A 15535-nucleotide genomic window follows, 5' to 3' on the forward strand; every position below is an offset into this window, starting at 1 on the left:
TTCACACAACCGTAACTTCATTGCAGAAGACCAGTACGGAAATCGCCAGACGGCGGGTATTTCAAATATTGGAACTACTCTTACGCACTGTGGACTTGCCGGACGTGGGCTTGTGTACTGAGTAACACACCGCTCGATCGAACGAAAGGCACTCGATGACGCCGGTACGGTCGCACCCACGTGAAGCAATTACCGCAGCCGCTCGATCCGACACCGACAAGATGCTCGATTTCCTGGCAAATTCAGTCCGTCATGTGAGCATCAGCGGATTCGAAGATCGAGTGTCTGGCATCTACCGCGATTTCTTCACAGCCCGGGGATGGCGTGTCGATGCGCAAAATCTTGCTTCCGCGGCAGTTTCGACCACAGCTCGCGGAGCAACCGAGACGCGGACTGCGGAACGCGAAAATATCGTCGGCTGGTATCGACAACCTCGAGGTCTACCCGCCGTCGTCCTCAACGGCCACATCGACGTGGTGCCTGTGATGGACGAGGCGCAATGGGAGCGTGCACCGTTTTCCGGAGACCGAGCCGACGGGTTCGTACACGGGCGTGGATCGGTGGATACGAAAGGGGGAATCGCCGCGGCACTGTTCGCCTTGGACGCGCTGGACCGCGTGGGTATCGAGCTCCCGTTCGACGTGGCGGTCGAACTCGTGGTGGGCGAGGAGACGACAGGGGTCGGCACGCAAGCGGCGCTCGAGCTGATGCCGAACCGGCTCGCAACGATAGTTCTCGAACCGACGGACAACGCAGTGGTCCCGTTGGCATCGGGTTTGCTCTTCTTCACCGTCGAGGTGCTCGGTAGAGCGGCGCACACGTCGGTGCCGTGGCACGGAGTCGACGTCGGACCCAAGATCCTGCGAATCTACGAGGCGCTGACCAGGCTGGGGGAGCAACGGGCCCGCACGCACACTCACTCCCTGATGCCCTTTCCGAGCGCGGTTCCACTCGCAATAGGAACAGTGCGAATCGGTGGCTGGCGGGCGGCAGTGCCCGCCGAAGGTTTGCTGTCCGGCCGGATCGGGGTGCTCCCCGGTGAGGACCTGCAAACGGTACGGGATCTGTTGATCGACTGTGTCTTTGACGCCAGTGCAGATGATCCCTGGCTGATGCGACATCCCGCTGTTGTGCAGTGGGATCACGACGGCCTACCGAGTTGGGAGACGTCGATGGACGATCCAGTCGTCGAGTCGCTGGTCGAGGGTCGACGCCGAGCCGGATTCGAAGACAGGATCGAGGGCATGACCGCAGGATGCGATGCGGGCCTTCTCGTTGCATCGGGAGTACCCACAGTAGTTTTCGGGCCCGGTGACATGAAATATGCGCACTCTCCCAACGAGAAGATCGCTGACATCGATGTCGTACGGGCACGCGAAATCCTGGCGCATTCACTGACTGCCTGGCCACACAAGTGACCGCCGAACTCGGCGGTCACCCCGCAGGCGGTGACGATTCGCGCGAGGGAACGGTTCTGCAAACCCTCCTTCGTGGACTTGACGTCTTCGAGGCTGTCGCCGAACGCGCAGGCACTGCGACAGCCAAGGGCTTGGCACGACAACTCGGGATCAGGCAAAGCACGTGCTATCACTTGCTGCGCACACTGAGGGCAGGCGGCTATGTCGTACGACTGTCGACCGGACAGTTCGACGTGGGCCCCCGGGGTGCATCTCTCGGCAAGAGTGTGTCTGCGCGGACCGGTCCGGCACCGGATATCTCCGTGATCTTGACCCGGTTGCACAACAAAACCCGCGAGACGTCATACGTCTGTGGATGGTTCCACGGAACGATCCAGCGCCAGCAGGTGATCACAGGACTCCATTCACTGAACGTCAAAAATCTCGACGTCGGATACGCAGGGAACATGCATGCCCGGGCATCCTGCCAGGCCGTTCTTGCATTCCTACCCGAAAGCCAAGTGCGCACGATGTTTTCAGGAGTCACACTCACCCGATTGACCGCGAACACAATAACGGACTACGACGCGCTCGTCACCGAACTGGCCTCGGTCCGTCGCCGAGGATTCGCCTTGGACATCGAGGCGTTCGAGTCAGACATCTGTTGCGTTTCGGCCCCGTTCTTCGACGCATCGGGCGATCCGGCGGGATCTTTCAGTGTGTCGGTGCCGGTCTCGCGATACGGGCAAGTGCGGAACTCGCTGACCTCCGAAGTCCGTGAGGCAGGTGTGCTGGCAACCAACTTGCTTCGAACCGGTCGACTCTCGGTGCCGACGGCCTCCAGTGACAGTGCAGTTGCCAGGACAGCTCAGTGACCGCGAGCTTTCTCGACCTGACCGGTCAGGTGGCAATCGTCACCGGCGGGGCAAGCGGAATCGGACGAGCAATCGCAGAAAAGTTCCGTGATGCCGGGGCCTATGTGGCGGTTTTGGACCGCGATCGGGTCGATTCGCCAAAGATCTCATCGATGGCAGTAGATGTATGCGATGAACGCGCTGTGGTCGAGGCCGTGGACGCGGTCGCGCATCGTAGGGGTCGAATCGATATTCTCGTCACAGCCGCCGGCGGTGGGAGCGGCGGACTAGACGACAATCACGCCTCCGAATTGACCGCAACCGAGCTTCTGCGAGCACTTCAGCTCAACCTGTTCGGCGTTGTGCACGCGTGCGTCGCGGTCAGCAGCCACATGAAGAAACAAGGCCATGGCTCGATCGTCACCATCGGTTCCATCAACGGGATGGAATCCACCGACAACGGGGCCTACGCGCACTACGGCACCGCAAAGGCTGCCCTCGCTGGTTACAGCACTTACCTTGCGCGAGATCTGGCACCGCACAGAGTACGCGTGAACCTCGTCGCGCCGGGCCCGATCAGCACCCAACGACTCGTCGACAAATACACGGCCACCGGCCAGAACCAGAACGACGGCATACCCTTCGGAAGAGCCGGTACGCCAGACGAACTCGCCAACACGGTGCATTTTCTCGCGTCCTCGGCCACCCCGTATCTGACCGGGGCGACCATTGCTGTCCATGGCGGTCTCATCCGCTCCATCTGAACCACAGCACCAGGAGAAACAATGCTACGACAGTCTCAGGGCACAGCTATGTCTGCTGAGCTGCAACAACTTTCGTCGATGCAGCAGATACGGGCCTTCGAGGAAGAGGTCTACCGACTCCGAATGGTCGGTCACATCGTCGGGTCCGTTCATCTGTGTAACGGGCAGGAGGCCATCTACGTCGGAGCAACAGCTGCGTTGGACCTACCTACTGATCTGGTCTTCCCGACCTACCGCGGACACGGCTGGGCGCTGGCCTGCGGTGCGTCGCTCGAAGCCATGTTCGGCGAACTGATGGGCCGCGAGACCGGCGTGAACGGAGGCCGAGGTGGATCCGCCTACCTCTCTGTACCCGAGGTCGGCATGATGGGGGAGAACTCGATCGTCGGAGCGGGCGCACCGATCGCAGCAGGTGCAGCTTTGGCATCGCGCTACGACAACTCGGGTCGGGTGACGGTGGCCGCGTTCGGTGACGGTGCCGTCAACCAAGGAGCGGTTCACGAAGCACTCAATTTTGCGGCCGTGCTCGAGCTTCCGGTCATCTTCCTCGTGGAGAACAACCATTGGTCCGAATTGACCCCGATCACGGCGACCACGACCTCCGATCGGCTTTTCAAACGCGCATCGGGTTACGGAATGCCGGGAGTTCGGATCGACGGAAACGATCCCGCACTGGTCGAGGTAACCGTCGCCGCTGCCGCCGCACGCGCACGAGCAGGGAAAGGTCCTACCCTCATCGAGGCGATGACCGATCGCATCGTCGGACACTACATCGGAGACGCACAGACTTACCGCGCCGACGGCGAATTGGAAAGTGCACTTGCCAACGAACCCATCGCGACACTGGTGGCGAAACTCCTTTTCTCGGGCGTGGCACGCGTGACCCTCGACGAGGTCGTCGCCGATGCCAACGCTGCAGTCGCGAAGGCGAGTGCCCTTGCCCAGCAGGCCCCGTTTGCCGACCCTTCGACAGTTCTGGAGCACCTTCATGCCTGAGCAGACCGAAAAGTTGTTGACCTATGCAGAAGCAGTGAACCGAGCACTTCGCAGGAAGCTCGAGGAGGACGAGACCACACTCCTGTTCGGTGAGGACGTGGGCATCCCGGGCGGCGTTTTCGGCGTGACGAAGGGCCTGACGAAGCGGTTCGGGAACAGGGTGTTCGACACACCGATATCCGAGTCGGCCATCCTCGGCGGTGCCATCGGTGCCGCACTGGTGGGGCGCCGGCCGATCGTGGAGATCATGTGGGCAGATTTCACCTTGGTCGCGTTGGACCAGATCGTGAACCAGGCGGCCAATGTTCGGTACGTGTCGAAGGGGCACTTGAACGCGCCGCTGACGATACGCACCCAGCAGGGGAGTGGGCCCGGTGCGTGCGCGCAGCATTCGCAGAATCTGGAAGCACTGTTCGCGCACATCCCTGGTCTGATCGTTGCCATGCCTGCCACGGCGCAGGACGCGCATGACCTCCTTCTCTCGGCCATCGAAAGTGACGACCCGGTGATTGTCATCGAAAACAGAAATCTCTACCACGGGCCCAAGCAGTCGGTGAAGCTCGACGGCCCGGTCGAACCGATAGGCGGTGCTGTGGTGCGCCGCGCGGGTCACGACATCACCGTTGTCACGTGGGGAGCAATTCAGGGCCGCGTGATCGAAGCGGCCGATATCCTAGAGGGGGAGGGTATTTCGACCGAAGTCATCGACATGCGCTGGATGCGCCCTCTCGACATCGAAGCGGTCCTCGCAAGTGTGAGCAGAACCGGGCATCTGATGGTGGTGCACGAAGCACACGAATTCGGGGGCCTCGGAGCTGAAGTGGTGGCGTCAGTGGTCGAAAGTGGTGTGCCACTTCGTCAGTCTCCTGTGCGTATGGGCACACCCGCGGTCCGCATTCCTGCAGCTCCGAGTCTACTGAACGCCGTTATTCCCTCCGCAGTGCGCATCGTAGAGCGCGTGAAGTCGATTCTGGAGCCCAGCCTGCAAACGGTGACCAGGTGAGTGACGCGGCATTTGTCATGATGCCAACCCTCGACCCATGGACTGACGTCGGCGTCGTGACGGAGTGGTTCTGTGAAGACGGCACAGCGGTCGAGCCTGGGGATGTTCTGGCCGACATTCGGTTCGGGCGCGCCGAGTCCGAGCTACACGCGGGCACACACGGCCTGCTGATGACGAAACTTGAAGTGGGAAGGCCCGTTCGGGGCGGGATGGTCATAGCCGAGATTTCGAGTGGTGATTCTGCATCGCCTCATCGCGCCCCGGGCATGCTGCTGTACGAAGTGGACGTGACAGAGCTGCGGCGTGCGGGTTCAGTCGGCCAGTCGATTGTCGCCGCTGCGACTGTCGGCGACTCCGGTGCCATTGCCATCACCGATTGCACTTCGGAGTCAGCGCTTGTCCATACACCCGAACTCCAGCGCGGTGCCAGCCTTGCAATGGGAATCGGTGCAGTAGCCGCCCGCCCTGCAGTGGTCGTCGACGAGAACGGCTTGCAGAGCATCGGTATCCGGTCGTTCGTGAACGTGGCGGTTGTCTACGATCGCCGGCACGGCAGAACCGTAGTGATGGAAAAAATGGTCGATCTGGTGTCGGCCCTGAATTGTCGGGGTTGAGTCACGTCCCCGCGGCGCGATCGATCACCGGGTTGCCGGGAGTGCCCGTCCGCCTCGCTTGACACCGCCGAAGCGGTGTCAAGCATTGTCACCGTCCTTCGCTCGCGCGGACGAATGCATGGGCCAGGGACTCGGGTTCGGTGATCAGCGCCTCGTGACTACCCCGCGTGGAGATGACGTGGCCGTCGGAAAGGCGGTCCGGGAAGCGTGGTGCCCAACCGAGGTCACCGGCCGGCAGGGATATGTCGTCGTCGGTCACGATGTACGTTGCCGGAAGACGGAGGCGTTGCCATTCATCGAGGTTCAGGGATTCGTTCATCGTGTGGAATGGCTGGCGCGCGAGGAGTGAGTGGAACACCCGTTGCGTTTCGGGGGACGCGTCCTGCATGAGTGCAGCTGCGAAGACGTCGGCTGGGAAAGTTACGGAATTGTCGCTCGATGCGTGTGCCGACGAGCGGAACATCTCACCGAACTCGGGCGGGCACAGGTCGATCAGTGATTCTCCGGTGTGAGGCACGAACGCGCTCCAGTACACGAGTCGTTCGATGCGGTCGGGTATGCGCTGCGATGCACCCGAGACCAGAAATCCACCCCAACTGTGTCCCACGAGAACGACATTCGTGAGGTTGCGCTGTTCGATGTACTCGACGAGGTAGTCGACGGTGTCGACGAGATGAACATCGGCACGCGCGTCGTCGGCACCGAGTCCTGGCATGGTGGGTGTGTACACCGCGTGTCCCTGCGCGCGAAGGAGTGTTGCGACCGGGTTCCAGGCCCACCCTCCGTGACATATTCCGTGTACGAGGACGAAGGTCTTGGCCATGAGGTTCTCCTGTTGGTTGGGGGTGTGTTCGCGACGGCGGCATCGAAGTGATGTCGCCGCCGCGAGTGGATCAGTAGGTGCCGACACCGCCGCAGACGTTGATCGCCTGAGAGGTGATCGATGCGGCTGAATCGGTGACGAGATAACCCACGAGGCCGGCGACCTCGTCGGGACGTGAGTAACGTCCGAGGGGGATCCTGGCAAGGAACTTCTTCTCGATCTCCGCCTCCGTGGTCGCGAACTGGGCAGCGTACTTCTCTCGAAACCATTGAGACATCGGAGTTTCGACGTATCCCGGGCATACGGCGTTGACGGTGATGCCGGTCGGGGCGAGTTCGTTGCCGAGCGCTTTGGTGAAGCCGATGACTCCATGTTTGGATGCGGAGTACGGCGCGCCGAGGACTACGCCGAGTTTGCCGGCTGTCGAGGAGATGTTGATGATGCGTCCCTGTTTCTTGGAACGCATACCGCCGGCGGTGAGTACTTCGCGCGTGACGAAGAACGTGCCGTTGAGGTTGGTGTTGATGACATCGAACCAGAGCTCGTCGGTGATGTCCGCGGTCACTCCGCCGCCACTGATTCCAGCGTTGTTGACCAGAACATCGATGGGGCCGTAGCGTTCTACCGCGGTGCGCACGACGCGCGCGACATCCGCTGTCGATCCGACGTCACCCGGTACGCCGTCGACATCGAGTCCCAACTCGCGCAGTTCGGTCACCGTGGATTCGACTTTGTCTTCGTCTCGGGCGCAGAGGAATACGCGATAGCCTTGCTGGGCCAGGTGGGTCACGATGGCTAAGCCGATACCACTCGTGCCGCCGGTGACCAGCGCGACTGGCGGGCCGGCTTCTTCGGCATTGTTCATGGGGAGTCCTTGTGGGTTCGGAGTGCGTCAGGTGCGGATGAGGTCGGCCGCTTTTTCCGCAATTGCGTAGACGGTTGCGTTGGTGTTGGCGGACACCGGCGACGGCATGATGGATGCGTCGGCGACCCGGAGTCCGTCGATGCCCCGCACGCGCAGGTCGAGATCGACGACGGCCATGTCGTCGGTGCCCACGCGGCAGGTTCCGGCGTAGTGGAAATAGACGACCAGGCTTCGCGCGAGGTAGTCGCGCACCGATGCGCTGTCGCCGATGGCTGTGCCTGGCTGCATCTCCTCACCTCGCCACCCGGCCAGTGCCGGAGCGTTACCGATCGAACGAGCGATCTCGAGCCCTGCTTCCATCACCGCGACATCTCGTTCGTCACCGAGATAGTTGGGGTCGATCAAGGGGCTGACGGAAACCGACTTGTCGGCCACACGTACCGATCCTCGACTGAACGGCGTCACGGCCGAGAAGGCGATCGCGTAACCGTTGTCGGGGCCGGGCAAAGTCTGCGCTCGCATCGGTGCCGTGATCGCCAGGATCTGCAGGTTCGGACCGGCTACAGCACCCGGTGTCTCGACGAGGCCGATCGCCTGACCCATGAGGTTGTGCTGGTTGTGGGGGAGGGGTGCGGTCGACTCGTAGAGGACGGTGGACATGGGGTGATCGTGCAGATTCTCTCCGACACCGGGCAGGTCGAGGACCACGTCGATTCCGTTGTCCTGCAGATGCTCCTTCGGTCCGATTCCGGATACGAGCAACAGGTGCGCGGAGCCGATGGCACCGGCGGTGAGGATGACTTCGCGGGTTGCCTTTGCCCGCACCGTGTATCCGCCGCGGAGGTACTCGATTCCCATTGCCACTCCGTCTGCGACCAGGATGCGTTGCACCATGGCGTCGGTGACCACATGAAGGTTGGGGCGATCCAGGGTCGCCTGGTCGAGGTAGGCGTCGGACGCGCTTTGGCGCTGCCCGTCCTTGATGTTTCCGTCCGATAGTCCGAAGCCGATCTCGACCCCGCTGCTTATGTCCTGCGCCAGTGGGTATCCCATTTCGGTCGCACCGTTCAGCGCGGCTGTGGCGATGGGGCTCGGCGCTGTCATGGGACCGACCGAGAGTGGGCCGCTGGTTCCGCGGATCTCGGAGTCGCGCCCGGTGGTGGTTTCGGACCGCTTGAAGTACGGCAAGAGGTCGTCGAACCCCCAGCCCTTCGCCCCCTGGTCGACCCAGGCGTCGTAGCTTGCCCGGTGTCCGCGGACGAAGTTGAGTCCATTGGTGGCGGACGATCCGCCGAGGGCGCGTCCTCGGGGTACCGGAACCGATGAGTTCGAGAACTTCTGAGGCACAGTCGATTCGCCCCAGTTGGCCGCTGTCCCCATCAGTTCGGGCCATGAGAAGGGGATGGCCATTGCGGGGAGGGCCTCGGAGGATCCTGCCTCGACGAGTAGAACGTGCACGTGTGCGTCTTCGCTCAGGCGCGCTGCGAGGACGCTTCCGGCTGTTCCCGCGCCGATGATGACGTAGTCGAATGGTGGGTGTGTCGGACCGTGTAGTCCGGGAATGATGGTCGGTGATCCGCTCAATTGGTTCATGCCACAACAGTGGAGGAATCCGTGAGGGCGTTGTGTCCATGAACTGGACAGACTCCGTGTCCGTGATCACGTGATCGATCACACGCACTCTGTGCACATTCTGGACAATCCATGCTCGTACTTCGAGCGAGGGTTGTGTTCGAGAAGGAACCGACGAAATCGACACGGGCACAACGTCGAATCGACGGTTCTCACCGCGGCACGAGCGATGGAGTACAGGAAAATGACACCGACAACGGCAACTCACGTGGATCGAGCTCTCGCCGATCTTGCTGTGGGCGAGAAGGTATGGGCCGACACCACAATTCTCGAACGAATCGCATTGCTGACACGTACGCGGGTAGCTACTGCAGAGGTCGCGCGAGAATGGGCGGACATGGCATCCGAGATCAAGCTGCTCGATCCCCAGTCCCCACTGGCAGGCGAGGAATGGGCCGGTGGTCCTTACGCGTTCCTGGCCGGTCTCAATGCGCTGGTCGCGACGTTGACGAAAATCGAGCGCGGACAGAGTCCGCTCGACGGTGCCGTCTTCGGACGCGCCCCTGGTAACCGCGTGACAGTTCGTGCACTTCCGGTCAGCGTGACCGACCGGTTGATGTTCGGGGGATTCCGAGCGGATATCTGGCTGCAACCCGAGGTGAGCGAGAAGGCAGCGCGCGCATCCGCGGGGTTGGGTGCACTCGACCCGACCCGAACTGCAGGTATCACAGTCGTGCTCGGCGCAGGCAACGTGACGTCGATTGCGCCTCTGGACTTGCTGTACCAATTGATCGCCGACAATCGTGTGGTTGCGCTCAAGGTCAACCCGATTCTCGACGAGTTGACGCCGATCATCGAACGCGCGCTGGCACCGTTGATCGAGTGGGGCGTCCTGCGCATGGTCGCGGGTGGCGTCGATGTGGGCGAATACCTGGCCCACCACGACAGCGTGAGCCACGTTCACATCACCGGCAGTCTGTCGACCCACGACGTCGTAGTATTCGGTTCCGGTGACGACGGCCGCCTTCGACAGGAAGCCGGAACGCCCCTTCTGGCGAAAACTATCAGCAGCGAACTCGGCGGTGTGTCGCCCGTGATCGTCGTTCCGGGAACCTGGAGCGCAGCGGACATTCAGTATCAAGCAGAGAACGTGGTCACATCACGCCTGCACAACGCGGGCCACAATTGCAACGGCACCCAGGTGATGATCGTCAGCAGTGACTGGCCGCAGAAAGACGATTTCATAGCTGCTGTCCGCGATGTTCTCGACCACGCCCCTCATCGTCCGGCGTGGTATCCCGGAGCTGTAGCCCGACTCGAGCAATTGAAGGAGGATACGGGCCACACCGAGCACCGAGGACCGACCGGTGACCGTCTGCTCCTCGATCTCGATGCAGGCGAGTCGACCTCTTTCGCAACGACAGAAGTTTTCGCAACCGCCCTTGCTTTCACCACTATTCCCGGCGTCGGTGCCGAGTTTCTGACCGCCGCAGTGACATACGCCAACGACGAACTGACCGGAACGCTCGGTGCCACAATCATTGTCGACCCGGAGACCCAACGCACGCTCGAACCCCCACTGGACCATCTCCTGGAGCCGTTGCAGTACGGAAACGTCGGCGTCAACGTCTGGACGCTGCTCGGTTTCGCACTTCCGCGAGCGACGTGGGGGGCCTTCCCCGGACACACACTCTCCGACGCGCAGAGCGGAATCGGAGTCGTGCACAATGCCTACCTGATCGACCGTACCGAGCGCACAGTGGTGCGAGGTCCCTTCCTGCCTTTCCCCCGCTCGATTCTCGGCGGCGAGATGTCCCTGTCTCCGAAACCGTTGTGGTTCGTCACCTCCCGCAGCGGACGATCCACTAGCGAAGCCCTCACACGATTCGAGGCGAAGCGAACCTGGCGTCGACTTCTACGGGTAGCCGTCGCCGCGATGCGCGCATGAATGCGGCGCACTACTCGCAACGGTCTGCATCCGTGCCCACGACATCACACGAGGAGCGATCGATGACCGAATCCCAGCACCGCTTGAACGCCGCCGTCCCGTTACGTGACACAGACAGCATCGAAGATGCGACCGTGGGCGTCGTCCTTCGCCGCGCCGCACAGCAAGCACCCGAATCGATCGCGCTGGTCGAGGGACTGCCCCGCGGTCGACGACGTCGCCAGTGGACCTACTCCCAACTCGTGACCGAGTCGGAGACAGCTGCCCGCGTCATGCTCGAACACGTCGCTCCCGGTGACAAGGTCGCAATCTGGGCGAACAACGTTCCGGAATGGATCTTCGTCCAAATGGGTGCCGCGCTCGCAGGTCTGACGCTGGTGACCGTGAATCCGGCCTTGACAAGAGAGGAAGCCGGCCACGTGCTTCGAGACTCCGGAGCAGTACTGGTTTTCCATGTCGACGAATATCGCGGTACAGATCTCGCCGAATGCCTTGCAACTCTCGGTGCACAGTTACCGGATCTTCGAAATGCCATCCGTCTAGCCAAGTGGGACGAATTCTGCACTTACACAAACGTACTCAGAGAATTGCCGGAGGTATCACCGGGCGATCTTGCCCAGATCCAATACACATCCGGCACAACCGGGCGACCGAAGGGGGTCGAGCTCCGGCATCGCGGCATCGTCAACAACGCGAGGCTGTCTTTTCTCCGCGGTCTTCCCGGGGTGCACGACGCCCCGATCGTCTCCGCATTGCCGTTGTTTCACACGGCGGGTTCGGTTGTCATGACACTCGGTGCAATCCAAACCCGGTCGACGCTCGTGCTGATGCCGTCGTTCGATCCCGCGCTCCAGCTCGCATTGATCGCAAGCGAAAGATCGGTGTTGTTCGCCGGGGTTCCGACAATGCTCCAGGCCCTTGTCGATCACCGCCACTTCGCTCGGACCGATTTGACGTCGATCACCGCGGCAATGACCGGCGGCTCCCTCATCGAGCCGGCCCTGGTTGCTCGGGTCGAAGACCGTCTGGGGGTTCCCCTGACCATCACGTACGGGCAAACCGAGTGTTCTCCGAGTATGACCGTGACGCAACCCAATGATTCACCCGACGTACGCAGAACAACCGTGGGTCGCGTTCTGCCCGGTGTCGAACTGAAGATCGTCGATACGAGCGACGGGACCAAGATCGTCGAGTGCGGTGAAATCGGGGAAGTGTGCACTCGCGGCTATCATGTCATGGCTGGGTACCACAACGATCCTGTCCGGACGGCCGACGTCATCGACAGCGACGGGTGGCTCCGCACAGGCGATCTGGCCTCGATGGATGTCGCCGGAAACGTTCGCATCGAAGGGCGATCGAAAGACATGATCATCCGGGGCGGGGAAAACATCTCTCCTGGCGAGATCGAAACCGCCCTCGTCTCGCACCCGGCCGTCGCCGAGGCTGCCGTTGTCGGAACACCTGACCCGTACTGGGGCGAAGTGGTCACCGCGTTCGTCAGGCTCCATGTGGGAGAACCAGTAACCGTGGACAAACTGCAGAGCTTTCTCTCTCCGCAGATCGCCAAGTACAAAATTCCGCAACGCTGGCACTTCGTCTCCAATTTCCCACTGAACGCGTCGGGCAAAATCCTCAAGACAGAGCTGCGGCAAACGGTAGAAGAGGCTGCACAACAATAAAATGAGAGCGTCGGCGATCAGCCTTCGATGGCAAGTTCAGCGACGACGTCGGCGAACTGGGTGAGCGCTCGTTCGGTCGCGTCGTCGTCACGGTCGGCCAGCCAACCGAGAACGAGTCCGTCCAGGATCGTTGCGACCATTCGGCCCAGGACCGGCATCGGTATCGACCACCGGATGTGCGCCGACTCCTCGACAGCGGCCATAGCGCGTACGGACTGCTCGAAGTACTGTCGGTATTGCCAGGCGGCGAGGTCGGATAGTTCGTCGTCGCGCAGGGCCATCGTCGTCAGTTCGTAGCCGACGAGGTGTCGATCCGGATGTGCTCGTGCGTGCTGCCATGCGGTGTCGAAGACGGTGCGGACCGCGGTAGCGGTGTCGGTGTCGGTGTCGGAACGAGCTGGCTTGATCTCGGCTGATGTCTCGACCATTCCAGTGACGACCGATCGGATCAGTTCCTGGAACAGTTCCTTCTTCGAGTTGAAGCAATAATGGAAGATCCCTTGGTTCACGCCGGCTTCGGCGCAGATCGCCCGGGTGGTGGTCTTTTGGATTCCTGATGCCGCAATGACGCGAAATGCCGCCTCCACCAACTCTTGTCGTCGCTGTCCGACCGGTACTCGTGCCATAGTCCGTCGCGCTCCTGTCGGGCAAATCTCGTGGTTGATATACGGGATCCTACAACCAGGTCCCTTGACTTGGTCAATTGACCAACTTACTCTCATGGACACCCCTTCCGTTCCGGTCGAGGGACCACAGTGAGGAAGTTGCAGATGACTGCTACATCGATCGAATCGGAGCGCGTGTGCGTTGTCGGTGCAGGTCCGTCCGGGCTGGTCGTCGCTCGTCAGCTCCGTGCGGCGGGCATTGCCTACGACCACTTCGAGAAGCATCACGACGTCGGGGGCATCTGGGATCCCGAGAACGAGGGGAGTCCGATCTACAAGAGCGCCCACTTCATCAGTTCCAAGTACACGAGCGGATTCTTCGGACACGAGATGCCGGAGGACTATCCCGACTACCCGTCGTGGCGTCAGATCCGCGACTACATCCGACAGTTCGCTGTCGACGAAGACCTCTACGAGGCAATCACTTTCAATGCGTCCGTCGAGTCCGCAGATCTGCAGGCCGATGGCACCTGGCAGATATCAGTCAATGGCTCCATGCGCCACTACCGTGCACTCGTTGTCGCTCCCGGTGTCACCTGGCTCGCCAACCAGCCCAGCATCCCTGGCAGTGAGACGTTCACCGGGCAGCTGATCCACTCATCCGCGTACCACGACACATCCTTGTTCGACGACCGGAAGGTATTGATCGTCGGTGCAGGAAACTCGGGAGTCGACATCGCCTGCGACGCGGCCAGAAGTGCGGACCGCGCATACCTCAGCGTGCGGCGAGGCTACCGATTCCTCCCAAAGCACGTCTTCGGTGTACCGCTGGACGTGTTCATCGGATCCGGTGCAGCCGCTCCTGCGGGTGTCACCCTCCCTGAGGACCCGAATGCCTTGGTGGATGCGCTTGTCGGCGATGTGACCCGATTCGGTCTGCCCGCACCCGATCACAACCTGCTCGAGTCCCATCCCATCGTCAACGATCAGATCATTCACCACTTCACACACGGTGACATCACGGCAAAGCCGGGGCTCGACAGGATCGCCGGCAACACAGCAGTATTCGTCGACGGCAGTACCGAGGAGGTCGACGTCATCGTCTTGGCGACGGGATACGAGCAGAAAGTGCCGTTCCTCGACGACAGTCTTTTCGAGTGGAAAGACGGACACCCACAGCTGTATCTCAACGTGTTCAACAGAACCGTCGATTCTCTCTACGTCGTTGGCTTCGTCGAGTTCGCCGACGCCGCGTATAAGCGATTCGAGGAGATGGCACAGCTTGTCGCACTGGATCTTTCGCTCGACGGCGAGAAGAAGAAGCGATTCACCGAGCTGAAGGCGTCGCACCGGCCCGACCTTCGGGGCGGAGTCGACTACATAGACACACCACGCCACGCGAACTATGTGGAAACGCACGCCTACCAGCACGTGCTGTCGGAGATCCGCGACGAGTTCGGGTTGACGTCGCCGGCCGGGATGCACTCGTGACCACGACGTCCAGGGTGTCACGCCGAGGTCCATCGACCGCTCGATCATCCGAGTCGACCACGTGCCCCTCGCGCATCGAGCGCCGACGAGACACTCTGCAGCACACGAGACTGACCAAAACCTCTCTCGCCGTGTCGGGAGAACGAGGAACGGGCCGAACAACGTTGCTGGCGGAGCTGACGGAGGGAGTCCATCCCGTCTGGTTCGACGGTCTGGACCTGCTTCGTCTGACCGAAATGGAATGGATTCGCGCCGTCGCGGTGGCGCTCGACAGTGGGCTGCGTCCTGTTGTGGTCGACAACGTACATCTGTTGTCGCCGTTGGCTGCTCATGGTCTGTACGAGTCGACATCTCGGTCGGCCGGATGGTTTGCACTCGCCAGCGCACCGCTCGGCACGGTGTCACCGGACGTGTATCGATTGATCGATTCGTGCAGAACGCGCGTCGAGCTGATTCCACTGAGGTTGCGCAAGCACGAGATCACCACACTGATCGACGCGATGCTCGAGGGCATGGGTGCCCGCATCCGTTTCACTGCCGGCGCAATGCGCCTCCTCCTCGCACACGACTGGCCCGGCAACGTGGCCGAACTGGAAGCGGAGGTGCTCGCCGCAAGCCGGACACGTTCGGTGGGTGACGTGAGCGTCGGTGATCTGGGGCGCTTGCGGGAGCGAGCTGCAATGCCGCTGCTCAGCGCAATCGACAGCGCTCAACGGACCGTTATCGAGGACAAGCTCATCGCGCATCGGGGGAACAAGCTCGCCGCAGCACGGCATCTCGGGATCAGCCGTACGACGCTCTACAAGCGAATGCGGCGGTTCGGCATAGCGGGCTGATTCAGCGGCCGCGAGATTGACATGGCCCCAGCCGTTCACGGTTCCGTCCACCGACGTGACCGACGCACGAAACGAAGATGGAGACACG

Annotated in this window: 14 protein-coding genes; 10 read left to right on the forward strand and 4 right to left on the reverse strand. The window is 61.7% G+C overall.

Features of this window, described 5'->3' with window-relative positions; translation table 11 throughout:
• Positions 1-254 precede the first annotated feature (254 nt).
• From CH286_RS20760 to CH286_RS20785, 6 genes are all read left to right on the forward strand, one after another.
• Complete coding sequence (locus CH286_RS20760) at positions 255-1418, forward strand: M20 family metallopeptidase (protein WP_217902944.1); 1164 nt, start codon at positions 255-257, stop codon at positions 1416-1418.
• Positions 1415-2272: an IclR family transcriptional regulator gene (locus CH286_RS20765; protein WP_094610268.1), complete on the forward strand. Its 858-nt coding sequence runs from the start codon at positions 1415-1417 to the stop codon at positions 2270-2272. Before CH286_RS20760 ends, CH286_RS20765 begins: the two co-directional genes overlap by 4 nt.
• On the forward strand, positions 2269-3015 hold the full coding sequence (locus CH286_RS20770; protein ID WP_094610269.1) for an SDR family NAD(P)-dependent oxidoreductase: 747 nt from the start codon (positions 2269-2271) through the stop codon (positions 3013-3015). Before CH286_RS20765 ends, CH286_RS20770 begins: the two co-directional genes overlap by 4 nt.
• A 78-nt stretch (positions 3016-3093) precedes the next feature.
• Positions 3094-4011, forward strand: a complete 918-nt coding sequence (locus tag CH286_RS20775; protein ID WP_255182726.1) for a thiamine pyrophosphate-dependent dehydrogenase E1 component subunit alpha — start codon at positions 3094-3096, stop codon at positions 4009-4011.
• Positions 4004-5014 carry an alpha-ketoacid dehydrogenase subunit beta gene (locus CH286_RS20780; protein WP_094610271.1) on the forward strand — a complete coding sequence of 337 codons (1011 nt, stop codon included), beginning with the start codon at positions 4004-4006 and terminating at the stop codon, positions 5012-5014. The genes CH286_RS20775 and CH286_RS20780 overlap by 8 nt, the downstream gene beginning before the upstream one ends.
• Positions 5011-5628: a hypothetical protein gene (locus CH286_RS20785; RefSeq protein WP_094610272.1), complete on the forward strand. Its 618-nt coding sequence runs from the start codon at positions 5011-5013 to the stop codon at positions 5626-5628. Before CH286_RS20780 ends, CH286_RS20785 begins: the two co-directional genes overlap by 4 nt.
• Before the next feature lie 88 nt (positions 5629-5716).
• Here the strand turns inward: CH286_RS20785 and CH286_RS20790 are convergent, their stop codons facing one another.
• The 3 genes from CH286_RS20790 to CH286_RS20800 form a co-directional block, all read right to left on the reverse strand.
• The gene (locus tag CH286_RS20790) at positions 5717-6451 is read right to left on the reverse strand and encodes an alpha/beta fold hydrolase (RefSeq protein ID WP_094610391.1); all 735 of its coding nucleotides are present in this window, start codon (positions 6449-6451) and stop codon (positions 5717-5719) included.
• A 70-nt stretch (positions 6452-6521) separates the two neighbouring features.
• Complete coding sequence (fabG, locus tag CH286_RS20795) at positions 6522-7316, reverse strand: 3-oxoacyl-ACP reductase FabG (protein ID WP_037150227.1); 795 nt, start codon at positions 7314-7316, stop codon at positions 6522-6524.
• A 27-nt stretch (positions 7317-7343) separates the two neighbouring features.
• Positions 7344-8909: a GMC family oxidoreductase gene (locus CH286_RS20800; RefSeq protein ID WP_094610273.1), complete on the reverse strand. Its 1566-nt coding sequence runs from the start codon at positions 8907-8909 to the stop codon at positions 7344-7346.
• 223 nt (positions 8910-9132) lie between these two features.
• Between CH286_RS20800 and CH286_RS20805 the strand changes: the two genes are divergently transcribed.
• Both CH286_RS20805 and CH286_RS20810 read left to right on the forward strand, forming a co-directional pair.
• Positions 9133-10836: an aldehyde dehydrogenase family protein gene (locus CH286_RS20805; RefSeq protein ID WP_255182727.1), complete on the forward strand. Its 1704-nt coding sequence runs from the start codon at positions 9133-9135 to the stop codon at positions 10834-10836.
• 62 nt (positions 10837-10898) lie between these two features.
• Entirely contained in the window at positions 10899-12515 is a 1617-nt protein-coding gene (locus CH286_RS20810) for an AMP-binding protein (RefSeq protein ID WP_094610393.1), read from the forward strand.
• A gap of 17 nt (positions 12516-12532) precedes the next feature.
• Here the strand turns inward: CH286_RS20810 and CH286_RS20815 are convergent, their stop codons facing one another.
• Positions 12533-13141 carry a TetR/AcrR family transcriptional regulator gene (locus tag CH286_RS20815; protein ID WP_176458305.1) on the reverse strand — a complete coding sequence of 203 codons (609 nt, stop codon included), beginning with the start codon at positions 13139-13141 and terminating at the stop codon, positions 12533-12535.
• 144 nt (positions 13142-13285) lie between these two features.
• Here CH286_RS20815 and CH286_RS20820 point away from each other — a divergent pair, with 144 nt between their 5' ends.
• Both CH286_RS20820 and CH286_RS20825 read left to right on the forward strand, forming a co-directional pair.
• Positions 13286-14611: a flavin-containing monooxygenase gene (locus CH286_RS20820; protein WP_052058360.1), complete on the forward strand. Its 1326-nt coding sequence runs from the start codon at positions 13286-13288 to the stop codon at positions 14609-14611.
• Positions 14612-14742: 131 nt separating this feature from the next.
• A complete protein-coding gene (locus CH286_RS20825; RefSeq protein WP_141215881.1) occupies positions 14743-15447 on the forward strand; it encodes a helix-turn-helix domain-containing protein in 705 nt (234 codons plus the stop codon).
• The last annotated feature ends 88 nt before the right edge of the window (positions 15448-15535 follow it).

The organism is Rhodococcus sp. WWJCD1 (assembly GCF_002258735.1).
Taxonomy (GTDB): domain Bacteria; phylum Actinomycetota; class Actinomycetes; order Mycobacteriales; family Mycobacteriaceae; genus Rhodococcoides.

Coding starts and splice junctions, on each gene's coding strand:
- CH286_RS20775 (WP_255182726.1), top strand. CDS start 3,094: ATGCAGCAGATACGGGCCTTCGAGGAAGAGGTCTACCGACTCCGAATG.
- CH286_RS20780 (WP_094610271.1), top strand. CDS start 4,004: ATGCCTGAGCAGACCGAAAAGTTGTTGACCTATGCAGAAGCAGTGAAC.
- CH286_RS20790 (WP_094610391.1), bottom strand. CDS start 6,451: ATGGCCAAGACCTTCGTCCTCGTACACGGAATATGTCACGGAGGGTGG.
- fabG (WP_037150227.1), bottom strand. CDS start 7,316: ATGAACAATGCCGAAGAAGCCGGCCCGCCAGTCGCGCTGGTCACCGGC.
- CH286_RS20800 (WP_094610273.1), bottom strand. CDS start 8,909: ATGAACCAATTGAGCGGATCACCGACCATCATTCCCGGACTACACGGT.
- CH286_RS20805 (WP_255182727.1), top strand. CDS start 9,133: ATGACACCGACAACGGCAACTCACGTGGATCGAGCTCTCGCCGATCTT.
- CH286_RS20810 (WP_094610393.1), top strand. CDS start 10,899: ATGACCGAATCCCAGCACCGCTTGAACGCCGCCGTCCCGTTACGTGAC.
- CH286_RS20815 (WP_176458305.1), bottom strand. CDS start 13,141: ATGGCACGAGTACCGGTCGGACAGCGACGACAAGAGTTGGTGGAGGCG.
- CH286_RS20820 (WP_052058360.1), top strand. CDS start 13,286: ATGACTGCTACATCGATCGAATCGGAGCGCGTGTGCGTTGTCGGTGCA.